This window comes from Clostridium sp. Marseille-P299, assembly GCF_900078195.1.
Lineage (GTDB): Bacteria > Bacillota > Clostridia > Lachnospirales > Lachnospiraceae > Lachnoclostridium.
Genome location: NZ_FJVE01000006.1, coordinates 534,052 through 548,299, shown reverse-complemented (window position 1 = coordinate 548,299; position 14,248 = coordinate 534,052). Strand labels below are relative to the sequence as shown.

Genomic DNA, 14,248 nt, shown 5'->3' with positions numbered 1-14,248 from the left:
CAAATGATATCAATAAATTACATCTTTCATGATTCGCTTATTTTTGCATTTACTAAGCGCGGATATCAAAAGAATAACGTTTCATGCCAATAATAGGATCCGAGTTTTTCTTTATTTCTTGCACAAGATCAGTATCTTTAACACGTTTTATTATTTCATAGGTAAAAGAATAACCTTTCTTTTCAAGAGCACTTTTTAACAAACCTATGTTTGCATCAAATAAAAACTTAGAATCCTTACTTTCTGTATAAATTTTAGTATTAATTTTTGTCTTTAATAAGTCAAGATGAATATCTAGTGGACCTAATTGTTCCATATCTAAATGCAAGAGTACAGAAACATTATTTGATTCTTGATTCGCTTCCTTTTTTCTTTTGTATACATAAAGCTCACTATGAACATTTTGATTGGATAGTTTCATTGGTAATTGAACATAAGGAAATAATTGATTTAGAGTTTTCATAAAATCAATATTTTCTTGTAGATTTTTTGCTTGCTTACTTGCATTCTCAAAAGAATGTTCGAAAGACTCCTTAGTTGTAGTATTAAAAAAATCAGCGAGTTCCTTAAAATCAGCTTCCAGTTGCTCATAGAATTTATCAATGCTAGTTAAGTTTTTTAAAGTCTTTGGTGTTAATGTCCATTGACTCATAATGGCTTCTTTTAAAATGGAATGATATACAGGTGTTTTTAACAAAGCTTGTAATTGGACCGAATTAAAAGAGTCTATGTGATCATTTATTATAGAGGCTACATCTAAGGTAGTGTATGAGCTGTCTTTAAATTTTTCTGCTAGCACATTTTGTATTTCTGATGGTAACACATGTATAAGTGCATTTTTTTCTGCATCATTTAGTAAATTACTAATTGACATAGAAGAGGAATCTACGGTTAGTGTTGAATATAAATTTGAATCCATACCTAAGTTTATAGCATGTTCTACATTTGATTGTAGTGACGCCCTAGATGAGAGGAAAAGTCCTATATTTGGTTGTAGTGACTCCCTAGATGAGAGGGAACGTTCTTCATTTGGTTGTAGTGACTCCCTGTATAAAAGGGAATCTTTTATATTTGATTGGTTTAATTCCTCATATGCAAAGTGACTGTCTAATATTTCTTGGTTTATGAAAGGAGTAGACATTTCATTAGTGTTTCCTTGATTCATTGGATTATGTATAAAAGTAGCAGTCTCATCCCTTGCCATAGAAGCGGAACGTTGGCTATATTCATTCATTACCATACCAAAGGGTGAACTAAACGGCCGTGTGGAAATCCCAAGGAGTAATTGATTTAGTTTCGTAGCTACTTCATTTGATGTTTGCGATAATACGTCTAAAATAGTATTTAACAAGGCATCAGAGCCATAGATTAAACGATGCTCAAAGTTTTGATATGCTTCAAACTGAGTAGTATTTATATCATTTAATTCTATACCATATTTATTCATAAAAACTAAGGTTTGAATGGAAGCATTTTTAAACGTAATGGATTGTTGGTATAACTTTTGCAAACTTTCTTTATCAATGGACATTTGATTATTAAGAAGCTCTTGAACTAGTTGTATGCTTTTCTCTGTCTTTGGAAGATTAGCATCTTCCAGTGCCTTATCAACGATTATGGATTGGGACGATAGCCGATTGTCAGCCATTACTTTTAATGAGATGGAAGTAAGGCTAGCATCTTCTACCTGAAATGTCACTTGTTCACCGATTGATAAGGGAACATCTGAATTTATTTTACCTGAAATGATATCTGAATTATTTAATTGTATTTTGATATCTTTTCCGCGTAAATCAATAACTTCAGCTTTAATAATTTGACCTTTTATTAAGGTCTGTGTATTAGAAAGTTGCGTATTATTACTTGCTGTTGAACTACTTTTAGATAGTGCTGAAGCGTTCGTAAAGTTGTTTTTATTAGAAGAACTCGTCTTTAATGATTTAAAATCAAAGGAATTCATTGATATACCTATACCTTTCATATGAAACTGTACATTAAATAGTTATTTTACAGCACATAATTATAAATTACTCGACAAACTGTAGGAGCCGATCAATCTTTACATTTTGAACTCTATACTATATATAAAGAATGTTTACTAATTTATATATCGGTTGTATCAAAGATAAATTTACATCTGTATTTGTTTTAACTGCGGCAGTAATCATGCTACAAGGATATATTTAATCTATCAGGAAAGAGCATTGCGCCTTAGGGTTAGGTATAAGGCAATGCAAAAGAAAACTTATAAAAGTAGAAGAAAATTTTTGAGAGTAAAAGAATAATTTGGTAAAAAAGTTATTGCATTATCATATGCAGTATGCTATTATCTCCTTACGAACAAAGGTGTTCTTGAATATTGTTAAATATTCAAGAGCGCCTTTTTTGTTTTATCAAACAAAGAATGAATGCTTTTTATTATAAGAGGCGAATGAATGAGCTTGGTTTTTCTTCTCTACTTTAACACTATAAATCAATAAAGAAAGAGGTTGGATGGATGAGAATTAAATTAGAAGAAAGCAAACGTAAAGCAAAAGGTTTATATGATCCAAGGTTTGAACATGATAATTGCGGGATTGGTGCGATTGTTAACATAAAGGGAAAGAAAAGCCATGAGACAGTTGCAGGAGCATTAAAGATAGTAGAAAACTTAGAACATCGCGCTGGTAAGGATGCTGAAGGTAAAACAGGCGACGGTGTAGGTATCTTACTTCAGATTTCTCATAAGTTTTTTTCAAAAGCAACTAGGCTGCTTAACTTTGAAATCGGGGAAGAAAGAGAATATGGTATCGGTATGTTCTTCTTTCCACAGGATGAATTCCAAAGAAACCAAGCAAAAAAGATGTTTGAGATTATTGTAAAAAAGGAAGGCTTAGAATTTTTAGGCTGGAGAGAAGTACCAATCCATGCAGAAACGCTTGGACATAAAGCTTTTGAGTGTATGCCTTGTATTATGCAAGGGTTTGTAAAAAAGCCTAAGAACGTAAAGAAGGGAATCGACTTTGATCGAAAACTTTATATAACAAGAAGAATCTTTGAACAAAGTAATGACAATACCTATGTCGTTTCACTTAGCAGTAGAACGATTGTATATAAAGGAATGTTTCTTGTAAATCAACTTCGCTCTTTCTTTGGTGATTTACAACAAGAAGACTATGATTCAGCAATAGCTATCGTGCATTCTAGATTTAGTACGAATACAAATCCAAGTTGGCAAAGAGCGCACCCGAATCGTTTTATCGTTCATAATGGTGAAATCAATACGATTCGTGGGAATGCAGATAAAATGTTAGCACGGGAAGAAACGATGGAATCAAAATATTTGTCCAGTGAATTTCATAAAATTCTACCAGTTGTTAATACGGAAGGTTCGGATTCTGCAATGCTTGATAACACCTTAGAATTCTTAGTTATGAGTGGTATGGATTTACCACTTGCTGTTATGATAACAATCCCAGAACCATGGGTAAATGATGCAAGTATTAGCGAAGCAAAGCGTGATTTTTATCAATACTATGCCACAATGATGGAACCATGGGATGGTCCAGCATCTATTTTATTTAGTGACGGAGATATGATGGGAGCAGTGCTAGACCGTAATGGGTTACGTCCTTCTCGTTATTATATCACGAGTGATGATCAGCTTATCCTCTCCTCTGAGGTTGGTGTCTTAGACATTCCAGCGGAGAAGATTATAAAGAAGGAAAGACTTCGTCCAGGTAAAATGTTGTTAGTTGACACCGTGAAAGGTTGTCTCATCGATGATGACAAGTTAAAAGACTATTATGCAACCCTTAGGCCATATGGGGAATGGTTAGATAATAATCTAGTAAAATTAAAAGAACTTCCGATTCCAAATCAGAGAATCATTGAATATAGCAAAGAAGAAAGAGCAAGATTACAAAAAGCATTTGGTTATACCTATGAAGATTTTAAAACATCGATTCTTCCTATGGCAATGACAGGTGCTGAGCAAGTAAGTGCAATGGGAGCAGATAATTCTTTACCAGTTCTTTCAAAAAGTAAACCAGCATTATTTAATTATTTTCGTCAATTGTTTGCGCAGGTTACAAATCCACCAATTGATGCAATTCGTGAGGAAATAGTCACAAGCACAAGTGTTTATATTGGAGAAGATGGAAACTTATTGGAAGAAAAAGCGGACAATTGTAAAGTATTAAAAATAAATAATCCTATTTTAACAAATACCGATTTACTAAAAATAAGAAATATGAAGGTGTCTGGCTTTACAGTTTCGGTAATACCCATCACCTATTATAAAAATACATCACTAGAAAAGGCCATTGATCATTTATTTATTGACGCAGATCGTGCGTATAAAGAAGGTGCTAATGTTTTAATTCTCTCTGATCGTGGTGTGGATGAAAATCACGTTGCAATTCCTTCCCTATTAGCAGTTTCAGCGATGCAGCAACATCTAGTTAGGACGAAGAAGAGAACTAGAGTTGCAATGATTTTAGAGAGCGCTGAACCAAGAGAAGTACATCATTTCGCGACCCTTTTAGGATACGGTGCTTGTGCAGTGAATCCTTATTTAGCTCAGGATTGCATCAAACAACTCATTGAAGAACATATGCTAGACAAAGATTATTATGCAGCCGTTAATGATTATAACAACGCAGTTTTGCATGGTATTGTTAAAATTGCCTCTAAAATGGGAATTTCCACAATACAATCCTATCAAGGCTCGAAAATATTTGAAGCAATTGGTATTAGTAAAGAGGTGATTAATAAATACTTCCCTGACACCGTTAGTAGAATCGAAGGTATTACCTTAAAGGATATCGAAGAGCAGGTAGATGCACTTCATACAAAAGCCTTTGATCCCCTTGGTTTAAATGTTGATTTAACACTGGATAGTTCCGGTAGCCATAAGTTTCGCAGTGGGGAAGAGGAACATTTATATAATCCAGAAACCATACATTTATTACAGATGGCAACAAGAACTGGAGATTATGAAATATTTAAACAGTATACAAAGGCTATTACAAGAGAAGAGGAAGGAATAAATCTAAGAGGATTACTGGATTTTAAATTTCCGGAGATAGGGATTTCCATTGATGAAGTAGAAAGTGTTGACTCGATTGTGAAGCGTTTTAAGACGGGTGCAATGTCCTATGGTTCTATTTCACAGGAGGCACATGAAACGCTAGCAATTGCAATGAATAACTTAGGTGGAAAATCAAATTCTGGGGAAGGCGGAGAAAGTCTTGAGAGACTAACACTTGGAAAAGATGGCTTAAATCGGTGTTCAGCAATTAAGCAAGTGGCCTCTGGTAGATTTGGCGTAACTAGTAAATACCTTGTTAGTGCAAAAGAGATTCAAATAAAGATGGCACAAGGTGCAAAACCAGGAGAAGGGGGACAATTACCGGCTGGAAAGGTATATCCTTGGATTGCAAAGACGAGACATTCAACCCCTGGGGTAGGTTTAATTTCTCCACCACCACATCATGATATCTATTCCATTGAGGATTTGGCGCAATTAATTTATGATTTAAAGAATGCGAATAAGGATGCGAGGATTTCTGTAAAATTGGTTTCAGAAGCGGGTGTAGGTACTGTCGCAGCAGGTGTTGCAAAGGCAGGAGCAGGAGTTATTTTAATTTCTGGTTATGACGGTGGAACAGGTGCAGCTCCAAGAAATTCAATCTACAATGCAGGACTTCCATGGGAGCTTGGATTAGCAGAAACTCATCAGAATTTAATTGCTAATGACTTACGCTCTAAGGTTGTGATTGAAACGGATGGGAAGCTAATGACTGGACGTGATGTGTTAGTAGCAGCGTTACTTGGAGCAGAAGAATTTGGTTTTGCAACAGCGCCGTTAGTAAGCATGGGCTGTGTTATGATGAGAGTTTGTCATTTAGATACTTGCCCAGTTGGTATAGCAACACAGAACCCAGAGTTACGTAAGAATTTTAAAGGAAAGCCTGAGTATGTTGAGAATTTTATGCGCTTTATCGCAAGTGAACTTCGTGAATATATGGCAAAGTTGGGGATTAGAACAGTGAATGAATTGGTTGGTCGTTCTGATTTATTAATGGCTAAGGCGAAGTTTAGTAAGAATGAAAGGAAAAATACAAATCAAGACGTAAATAATATTGTTGGAAGAATAGATTTATCTAATATCATTAATAATCCTTACGCGCAAAAAGGTAAAGATTCAGCCAAGAAAAACTATTGTTTTGATCCAAAGCAAGCATATGATTTTGAACTATATAATACAGTGGATGAGAAAGTATTACTTAAAAAGTTAAAGGGTGCAATGGAGAAGGGACAGCCAAAGACCATAGAGGTGAATGTAAGTAATGTTGATCGTACCTTTGGAACGATTTTAGGTTCTGAAATTACTAAATTATTTGATGATTCCTTAGAGGAGGATACCTATAGGGTAAAATGTAAAGGCAGTGGTGGACAGAGTTTTGGTGCATTTATTCCAAAAGGGTTAACCCTTGAATTATGTGGTGATAGCAATGATTATTTTGGGAAAGGTTTGTCTGGCGGTAAGTTGGTTATTTACCCACCAGAAGGTTCTAAATTCAAAGCGGAAGAAAATATCATTATCGGTAATGTAGCGCTTTATGGTGCAACTAGTGGTAAGGCATTTATTCGTGGCGTGGCTGGGGAACGTTTTTGTGTCAGAAATTCAGGTGCAATGGCAGTGGTAGAAGGTGTTGGTGACCATGGCTGCGAGTACATGACCGGAGGAAGGGTTGTAATTCTTGGCCCTACAGGAAAGAACTTTGCTGCTGGAATGAGCGGTGGCATCGCTTATGTGCTTGATGAAAACAGTGATCTATATAAGAAGTTAAATAAGTCTTTGGTTTCCACGGAAGCAGTGACAGAAAAATATGATGTCATGGAATTAAAAGCAATGATAATGGAACATGTTGCCTGTACGAATTCTGAAAAAGGAAACGAAATACTTGATAACTTTATGAATTATCTACCGAAGTTTAAAAAGATTATCCCTCATGATTATCGAACCATGCTTCAAACCATTGTTCAAATGGAAGAAAAGGGACTAAGTAGTGAGCAGGCACAAATTGAGGCATTCTTTGCAAATAGAGGGAAGTAAATAAGTTGGTAAGTGAAAAATTCATTGGAAGAAATGAAATATAAGATAAATTATGAGATGCAATTCGAAATGAATTTTGCATTTACCTTTCATAGTTCATGGAAAGGAGATAAAGCGTGGGAAAGCCGACAGGATTTATGGAACATGATAGAAAAGAAAGTCTTGCAGTGAAGCCAAAGGATCGTATTAAAAACTTTAATGAGTTTCATGTGCAATTATCATTAGAAGAAAGAAAGTGTCAAGGTGCTAGATGCATGGAGTGTGGAGTTCCATTCTGCCAATCAGGAATGATGATAGGTGGAATGACCTCAGGTTGTCCACTTCATAATTTAATACCTGAATGGAATGATTTAATTTATACTGAAAATATGAATGAGGCATTAAGTCGTTTGCTTAAAACCAACAATTTTCCTGAATTTACAGGTAGAGTATGTCCTGCCCCCTGCGAAGCTGCGTGTACCTGCAATATTAATGGAGATCCAGTTACTATTAAAGAAAATGAATTAGGAATTATAGAGAATGCTTATGAGCAAGGCTTTATAAAAGTAAATCCACCAAAAGTTCGTACTGGAAAACACGTAGCAGTGATTGGTTCAGGGCCTTCTGGACTTGCAGCAGCAGATCAGTTAAATAAAAGAGGGCATACAGTAACCGTGTATGAGAGAAGTGATCGTATCGGTGGATTATTAATGTATGGTATTCCTAATATGAAGCTTGAAAAGCATATCATTGATCGCAAGGTTGCTATTATGGAACAAGAAGGAGTTCGGTTTGTTACCAGTACTAACATTGGTAAGAATGTGAAAGCAGATCGTATTATGAAGGAGTGTGACGCAGTGATATTAGCTTGTGGAGCTTCAAATCCAAGAGATATTAATGCGCCAGGCAGGGATGCAAAAGGAATTTATTTTGCAGTGGATTTTCTATCAAACGTAACGAAAAGTTTGTTGGATTCTAATTTTATGGATAATGCTTGTGTATCTACAAAGGGTAAGAATGTAATCGTGATTGGTGGCGGCGATACTGGAAATGACTGCGTTGGAACATCTATAAGACAGGGGGCAAAATCGGTGGTTCAATTAGAGATGATGCCCAAATCACCACTTGTGCGAGCCGAGAATAATCCATGGCCAGAGTGGCCCAGAGTACTTAAAACCGACTATGGTCAAGAAGAAGCAATTGCTGTATTTGGAAATGATCCTAGATTATATCAAACAACAGTGAAAGAATTTATAAAAGATAAAGATGGAAACTTGGCGAAGGTTAAAACTGTTAAGTTAGAAAGTAAGAAGGAGGAAAAGACAGGTAGATTCTTAATGGTTGAGGTACCCGGTAGTGAAGTCATACTTGATGCAGATATCGTACTAATTGCAGCTGGTTTTTTAGGAAGTGAGAAGTATATCACAGATGCATTTGGTGTAGAATTAAATGAAAGAACGAATGTAAAGACGGTAAATGAAGGCTATTCTACAAATCAAAAGAATATATTTGTAACTGGTGATATGAGAAGAGGCCAGTCGCTTGTTGTGTGGGCGATTAATGAAGGTAGAGAAGCTGCGAGAGCGGTTGATGAATATCTTATGGGGTATTCGAACTTGTAAAGTGTAATAGAATCATTATAAAAGAGCAAGCCACTCTGAACTGGCCTCCTATAAGTTAGATTTTCTAAATCTAACTTATGGGGGGACCTCACTCTAGGTGGTTGCTCTTTTATAATTAGATAACTATTTTGGTCGTAATTATTCTAAATTCAAATGTTTTTTTAAAGTATTATTTATAATAGTATAAAATACAATGCTTCCTATTGTTGATATAATTAATCCTAAGTATGTGGCGACAGTTATCATTAATTTTTCATCATTCAAATCAATTTTAAAGAGCATAGCAGCAAGTAAAAGAAGGCCAGCAAACATTTGGCAGATTGTATATATGCAAATATAAGCTATGAGCGAACCAAACACCTTGTTTGATGATATATTTTGGCCAATTGCAATAGAGGCATAAAAAGTCAATATATTATAAACAAGTATCATTAAGAAGAGTAAAAGTAATAAAACTGTTTTACCAATTCCATAGTCTGTAAACATATTGAAAAATGTAGAAAGTGTAAAGGAAGAAGCATTTGGAATTATTGCACTGCAACTAGGGATTACAAGCAATAACGAAAAGAAGCAGATTAGAATGCTTAATACTCCCCACAGTATGGAAATGATCAGTTTCGCGTTGATTAAATCATGTACTTTTACTGGTAGAGTAAACATTAGGTAACCCTCTCCAGTTAATAAGTTTTTATAGAATCTCATAATAATTAGTAAGAAAGTTGTAACGGCTATAACTATAATGCTAATGATATAAAGAACAAATAGTATATTTGATAGAGCGAAAACTATTCGATTACCAGTAGATAAAGTTAAAGCAATTTTCGTAAAAATAGTTATAAAAGCTAATACAATATATAATGGTATCATATATCTGGCAGTTGCCATCCACTCGTATTTTGTTAATTTGGTAAGCATCGAAACACCTCCCTAAAATATGCGTCAATTGACATGTTTTGTTTGCTACGGATTTCATCCACGCTGGAATGAAGAAGAACCTTCCCTTGGTTTAAGAAAATAGCATCATCTAAAACCATTTCAACATCCGCAATTAAGTGTGTAGAGATTATCACACTTGCATCTTCATTATAATTTGTAATAATGGTATTCAAAATGTATTCTCTTGAGGCAGGATCAACACCACCAATTGGTTCATCTAAGCAATAAAGATCAGCTTTTCTGCTCATTACTAATATCAATTGCAACTTTTCTTTCATACCTTTTGACATCGTTTTTAATTTCATTTTACGATTTAACTTTAATTGGTCTAACATCGTAAATGCTTTTTTTTCATCAAAATCAGAATAAAATTCAGAGAAAAAGTGAATTAATTGTTCTGATGTCATCCAATCGTTTAAATACGATGCATCTGGTAAATAGGAGATGCGTTTTTTGGTTTCAACAGAAGGTGCTAAACCATTGATTAAAACCTCTCCTTCATCTGGAACAAGAAGTCCATTGATAATTTTTAGTAGTGTAGTTTTTCCACTACCATTCGCACCAAGGAGTCCAACTATTCTTCCCTTAGGAATACTTAGATTTACATGATCTAATGCTGTGACCCCTTTATAGGATTTGGTTAAAGATTTACATTCTAAAACAGTCCTATCCATAATAACCTCCATTCTGAAGCTCATATTTATTAATTTTGTTTTTGTGATTCAATAATTCGGATGATGTCTTCATATTCAAAGCCTAAGGTTTTCATACGTTCCATAAATTGCTTTACTTCTTCAATGACCATTTCTTTTTTCATCGCTTTAATTAACTCCTTATTGTCCGTAATAAAACGTCCGCTGGTACGTTCTGCATATAATAATCCTTCGCGTTCAAGCTCTACTAAGGCTCTTTGCATTGTGTTTGGATTAACAGCAGCTTCAGCAGCTAAATCACGAACCGAAGGAAGTTTTTCCCCAGCAACATATTTACCAGATAAAATATTTCTCTTTACTTGTTCAATTAGCTGAAGATAAACGGGTTTATCCGAATTTAGTTCCCATGGCATTTGCTCACCACCTTTTGTATTATTGTACTAAGTGCTTAATACAATAATACATTTTTTAAAATTAAATGTCAATATAAATTTTTGTGATAAATATTTTTCAATTCCGTGCTAAAACTACATATATGAATTAAAATAATTACATTTGCATGTCTATATAAAATAGTTGTAAGAATAGTTAAATTGTGGTTTCTTCTATTTATTTTATGGATTAGATATGCTATACTGATTAGGTGAAATTTAAATATTCCTCGTTTTATTAGGATTTTTGCTAGTGTAACGATCAATAACGTAGGAATTCTAAAATTTTATGCTTGTTATAAAGGAGAAAATTATGAGTGATTACTATATAGTTAGTGATGTTACGTTAGATTTGCCACAGGAAGTAATAGATGATTTAGAACTTAAAATCATTCCTATGGACTTTCACTTAGGAGATACGACATATACACATTATCCAGATGAACGAGAATTAAGCTGTGAAAAGTTTTATGAACAATTAAAAGCTGGGGCTACTTCGGTTACAAGTCAGATTAATCCTGTTGCTTATGAAAACTTTTTAGAGCCTTTATTAAAAGAAGGAAAAGATATTCTTTATATCGCATTTTCTTCTGGGCTTAGTGGAACCTATAATACAGGAAGAATGATGACAGAAGAATTAAAAGAAAAGTATCCAGAGCGTACAATCTATTGTATCGATTCCCTATGTGCTTCCATTGGTGAAGGGCTTTTAGTATATTTAGCTGGAATGGAAAAAAGAAAAGGAAAGTCCATAGAAGAAGTAAAGGACTTTGTTCTTGAACACAAAACAAAATGTTGTCACTGGTTTACAGTAGAAGATTTGCATCATTTAAAACGTGGTGGTAGACTTACTTCCTTAGAAGCAATGGTTGGAACTGCTCTTAAGATTTGTCCTGTACTTAGTGTAGACAGAGAAGGAAAACTAGTTGTTGTGTCCAAGGTAAGAGGGAATAAAAAAGCCCTTGATTACTTAGTGAAGAGACTAGAAGAAGATGGAATTGATACGAAAGATCAAACAGTTATTGTTGGTCACTCCGCATGTAGATCTTACGCAGAGACTGTAGCAAATACATTGTTAGAGCGTGGGCTTGTAAAGGATGTAATTATAACTAATATTGGACCTGTGATTGGAACTCATGTAGGTTCTGGTATGTGTGCGCTTACTTTTGTGGGTGAGAATTTTAAATTTTAATATTGTGAATAAAAAATTTTAAATGCCTTATGAACTTATTCGCAGTTTATTACTGTTTGCAATAAGTTTCATAAGGTTTTTTAATTAGTTTCTTTTTATGGAAGTCTTTTCATAATTGTTTTGGTATGCTATAATCAATGAAACGTTGTGTGAAAGGCTTCGCTTTATAATACAAAGAGAAAGGATATGTGATTATGTATTCATTTGAAGATATTAAGGCATTTGATCCTGAGTTAGCGGATAGTATAACAAAGGAGATTGGAAGACAGAACGATCATATTGAATTGATTGCATCAGAAAACTTCGTAAGTAAAGCTGTTATGGCAGCTATGGGAAGCCCACTGACTAACAAATATGCAGAAGGCTATCCAGGAAAAAGATATTATGGTGGCTGCGAATTTGTAGATATCGCTGAGAATTTAGCGATTGATAGAGCAAAGAAATTATTTGGATGTACCTATGCGAATGTTCAACCACATTCTGGTGCACAGGCAAATATGGCAGTATTTTTTGCTTTATTACAGCCAGGGGACACGGTTATGGGTATGAATCTTGCTCATGGTGGTCACTTAACACATGGTAGCCCTGTAAATTTCTCAGGAAATTATTTTAACATCGTACCTTATGGTGTAAACGATGAAGGTTTCATCGACTATGATGAAGTTGAGAGAATTGCAAAAGAATGCAAACCAAAATTAATTGTTGCAGGTGCATCTGCTTATGCTAGAAAAATAGATTTTAAGAGATTTCGTGAAATCGCAGATGAAGTTTCTGCTTATCTTATGGTAGATATGGCACATATCGCTGGTTTAGTAGCTGCTGGATATCATGAATCACCAATTCCTTATGCACATGTAACTACTACAACAACTCATAAGACGTTAAGAGGACCAAGAGGTGGTATGATTCTTTCAAGTGAAGAATTTGCTACAGAACATAAATTAAATAAATCCGTATTCCCAGGAATTCAAGGTGGCCCATTAATGCATGTAATAGCGGCGAAGGCCGTTTGCTTTAAGGAAGCCTTAGATCCAAGCTTTAAAGAATATGCAGGTAGAGTAGTAGAGAATGCTCAGGCACTTGCAAAAGGTTTAATGAATCGTGGATTTAACATTGTTTCTGGCGGAACAGATAATCACTTACTATTAGTTGATTTACAGAACATGAATATTACAGGTAAAGATGCAGAACACCTCTTAGATTCTGCTAATATTACATGTAATAAAAACACAGTACCAAATGATCCAGCATCACCATTTGTTACAAGTGGTATTCGTTTAGGAACTCCAGCAGTTACAACAAGAGGAATGGTTGCGAAGGATATGGATATCATTGCAGAGGCAATTTCTTTAGTTGTAAAGGATGCAGAGAAAAATAAAGAACAAGCAATTTCATTAGTGAAGATGTTAACGGATGCTTATCCATTATATTAATAATAAGAATGCGAATTACGTATTCCCACATATATAATAAAAAAAGATGTTGCAGTTAGAAATTCTAGATGCAACATCTTTTTTAGGCTTAATAAAGTATGAATTAGTACCCTAGTTCTTCTCCAACTAAAATTACTTTTATTCTTCCAGGAATTAATGATTTTCTTGTGACAACGATTTGGCAGCAGATGCAGTCATCGCTTAAACAATTTGCACATCGTCCAATCTCAGAGCAAGGAGTTTTTTTATGTAAACGAACAGCATTTGGAGGAGCTGCCATATTACGAACTCTTTCAATACCGCTTTCAACGTCTGTTACAATTTTATTCATTCCTGCAACGATAATTACGTTTTTTGGACCTGCAATAAGACAGGCAACACGATTGCCTCTTCCATCAATATTAATTAATTGGCCATCTAAAGTAATTGCATTGGAACTCATAAAGAAATAATCAGAGGTTACAATTTTACTGTACATTTCTGAATATTCCTCTGGTGTAGTAGCGGTATTACGATCATAGATTACATAGTCTGAGTCATTTATCTCATCAAAGAATCCGATTTCTTCTAAAGTCATAGAACCACCCCAAGAAATAGAGCAATCTGGAGTTAGAAAACGTTTTGCCATTGCAAGTGCTTCTTCTTTGCTATCACAATAATATCCCTCAATTCCGCGAAGATTGAATTTTTCGATTAGACTATCTGCTAGATTTTCATAATTTTGCTTTTTGGGTGTCATAATTAATATTCCTTTCAATCATAATTAAAAAATATATAAATTTCAGCTTTTAACAACCAATTCTTACCATATATTTTATACAAGATTTGTATAATGTGCAATTGTTTTTAGTGAATAATATACTTGTTCTTTTGGTAACAATTGAAGTAGAATATTTAAAA

At 34.4% G+C, this 14,248-nt stretch carries 9 protein-coding genes; 4 read left to right on the top strand and 5 right to left on the bottom strand.

All coding sequences use genetic code 11. The features are described from left to right. Window positions 1-52: 52 nt before the first annotated feature. Window positions 53-1,960, bottom strand: coding sequence for a flagellar hook-length control protein FliK (locus BN4220_RS06500; RefSeq protein WP_066714903.1), 1,908 nt, complete (start codon window positions 1,958-1,960; stop codon window positions 53-55). A 537-nt stretch (window positions 1,961-2,497) separates the two neighbouring features. Between BN4220_RS06500 and gltB the strand changes: the two genes are divergently transcribed. Both gltB and BN4220_RS06490 read left to right on the top strand, forming a co-directional pair. Next, complete coding sequence (gltB, locus tag BN4220_RS06495) at window positions 2,498-7,102, top strand: glutamate synthase large subunit (RefSeq protein WP_066714902.1); 4,605 nt, start codon at window positions 2,498-2,500, stop codon at window positions 7,100-7,102. Between the two features lie 116 nt (window positions 7,103-7,218). After that, window positions 7,219-8,703 (top strand): glutamate synthase subunit beta, encoded by a 1,485-nt coding sequence (locus tag BN4220_RS06490; protein WP_066714900.1) that lies wholly within the window; start codon window positions 7,219-7,221, stop codon window positions 8,701-8,703. A gap of 138 nt (window positions 8,704-8,841) precedes the next feature. Here the strand turns inward: BN4220_RS06490 and BN4220_RS06485 are convergent, their stop codons facing one another. Genes BN4220_RS06485 through BN4220_RS06475 form a run of 3 tightly spaced genes read right to left on the bottom strand, consistent with a single transcriptional unit; the run spans window position 8,842 to window position 10,705 of the window. Further along, entirely contained in the window at window positions 8,842-9,618 is a 777-nt protein-coding gene (locus tag BN4220_RS06485) for a hypothetical protein (RefSeq protein WP_066714898.1), read from the bottom strand. Next, window positions 9,603-10,313 carry an ABC transporter ATP-binding protein gene (locus BN4220_RS06480; protein WP_066714896.1) on the bottom strand — a complete coding sequence of 237 codons (711 nt, stop codon included), beginning with the start codon at window positions 10,311-10,313 and terminating at the stop codon, window positions 9,603-9,605. The genes BN4220_RS06485 and BN4220_RS06480 overlap by 16 nt, the downstream gene beginning before the upstream one ends. Window positions 10,314-10,342: 29 nt before the next feature. Beyond that, window positions 10,343-10,705, bottom strand: a complete 363-nt coding sequence (locus BN4220_RS06475) for a GntR family transcriptional regulator (RefSeq protein ID WP_066714894.1) — start codon at window positions 10,703-10,705, stop codon at window positions 10,343-10,345. Window positions 10,706-11,036: 331 nt separating this feature from the next. On the opposite strand from BN4220_RS06475, the gene BN4220_RS06470 reads away from it, so the two are divergent. Both BN4220_RS06470 and glyA read left to right on the top strand, forming a co-directional pair. Next, on the top strand, window positions 11,037-11,915 hold the full coding sequence (locus BN4220_RS06470) for a DegV family protein (protein ID WP_066714892.1): 879 nt from the start codon (window positions 11,037-11,039) through the stop codon (window positions 11,913-11,915). A 194-nt stretch (window positions 11,916-12,109) separates the two neighbouring features. After that, window positions 12,110-13,348, top strand: a complete 1,239-nt coding sequence (gene glyA, locus BN4220_RS06465) for a serine hydroxymethyltransferase (RefSeq protein WP_066714890.1) — start codon at window positions 12,110-12,112, stop codon at window positions 13,346-13,348. A 103-nt stretch (window positions 13,349-13,451) separates the two neighbouring features. Here the strand turns inward: glyA and BN4220_RS06460 are convergent, their stop codons facing one another. After that, entirely contained in the window at window positions 13,452-14,087 is a 636-nt protein-coding gene (locus BN4220_RS06460) for a lactate utilization protein (protein WP_066714885.1), read from the bottom strand. Window positions 14,088-14,248: the final 161 nt, after the last annotated feature.

What these genes read in the sequence shown, in the direction of transcription:
- BN4220_RS06500 (WP_066714903.1), bottom strand. Translation starts at nt 1,960, where the DNA reads ATGAATTCCTTTGATTTTAAATCATTAAAGACGAGTTCTTCTAATAAA.
- gltB (WP_066714902.1), top strand. Translation starts at nt 2,498, where the DNA reads ATGAGAATTAAATTAGAAGAAAGCAAACGTAAAGCAAAAGGTTTATAT.
- BN4220_RS06485 (WP_066714898.1), bottom strand. Translation starts at nt 9,618, where the DNA reads ATGCTTACCAAATTAACAAAATACGAGTGGATGGCAACTGCCAGATAT.
- BN4220_RS06480 (WP_066714896.1), bottom strand. Translation starts at nt 10,313, where the DNA reads ATGGATAGGACTGTTTTAGAATGTAAATCTTTAACCAAATCCTATAAA.
- BN4220_RS06475 (WP_066714894.1), bottom strand. Translation starts at nt 10,705, where the DNA reads ATGCCATGGGAACTAAATTCGGATAAACCCGTTTATCTTCAGCTAATT.
- BN4220_RS06470 (WP_066714892.1), top strand. Translation starts at nt 11,037, where the DNA reads ATGAGTGATTACTATATAGTTAGTGATGTTACGTTAGATTTGCCACAG.
- glyA (WP_066714890.1), top strand. Translation starts at nt 12,110, where the DNA reads ATGTATTCATTTGAAGATATTAAGGCATTTGATCCTGAGTTAGCGGAT.
- BN4220_RS06460 (WP_066714885.1), bottom strand. Translation starts at nt 14,087, where the DNA reads ATGACACCCAAAAAGCAAAATTATGAAAATCTAGCAGATAGTCTAATC.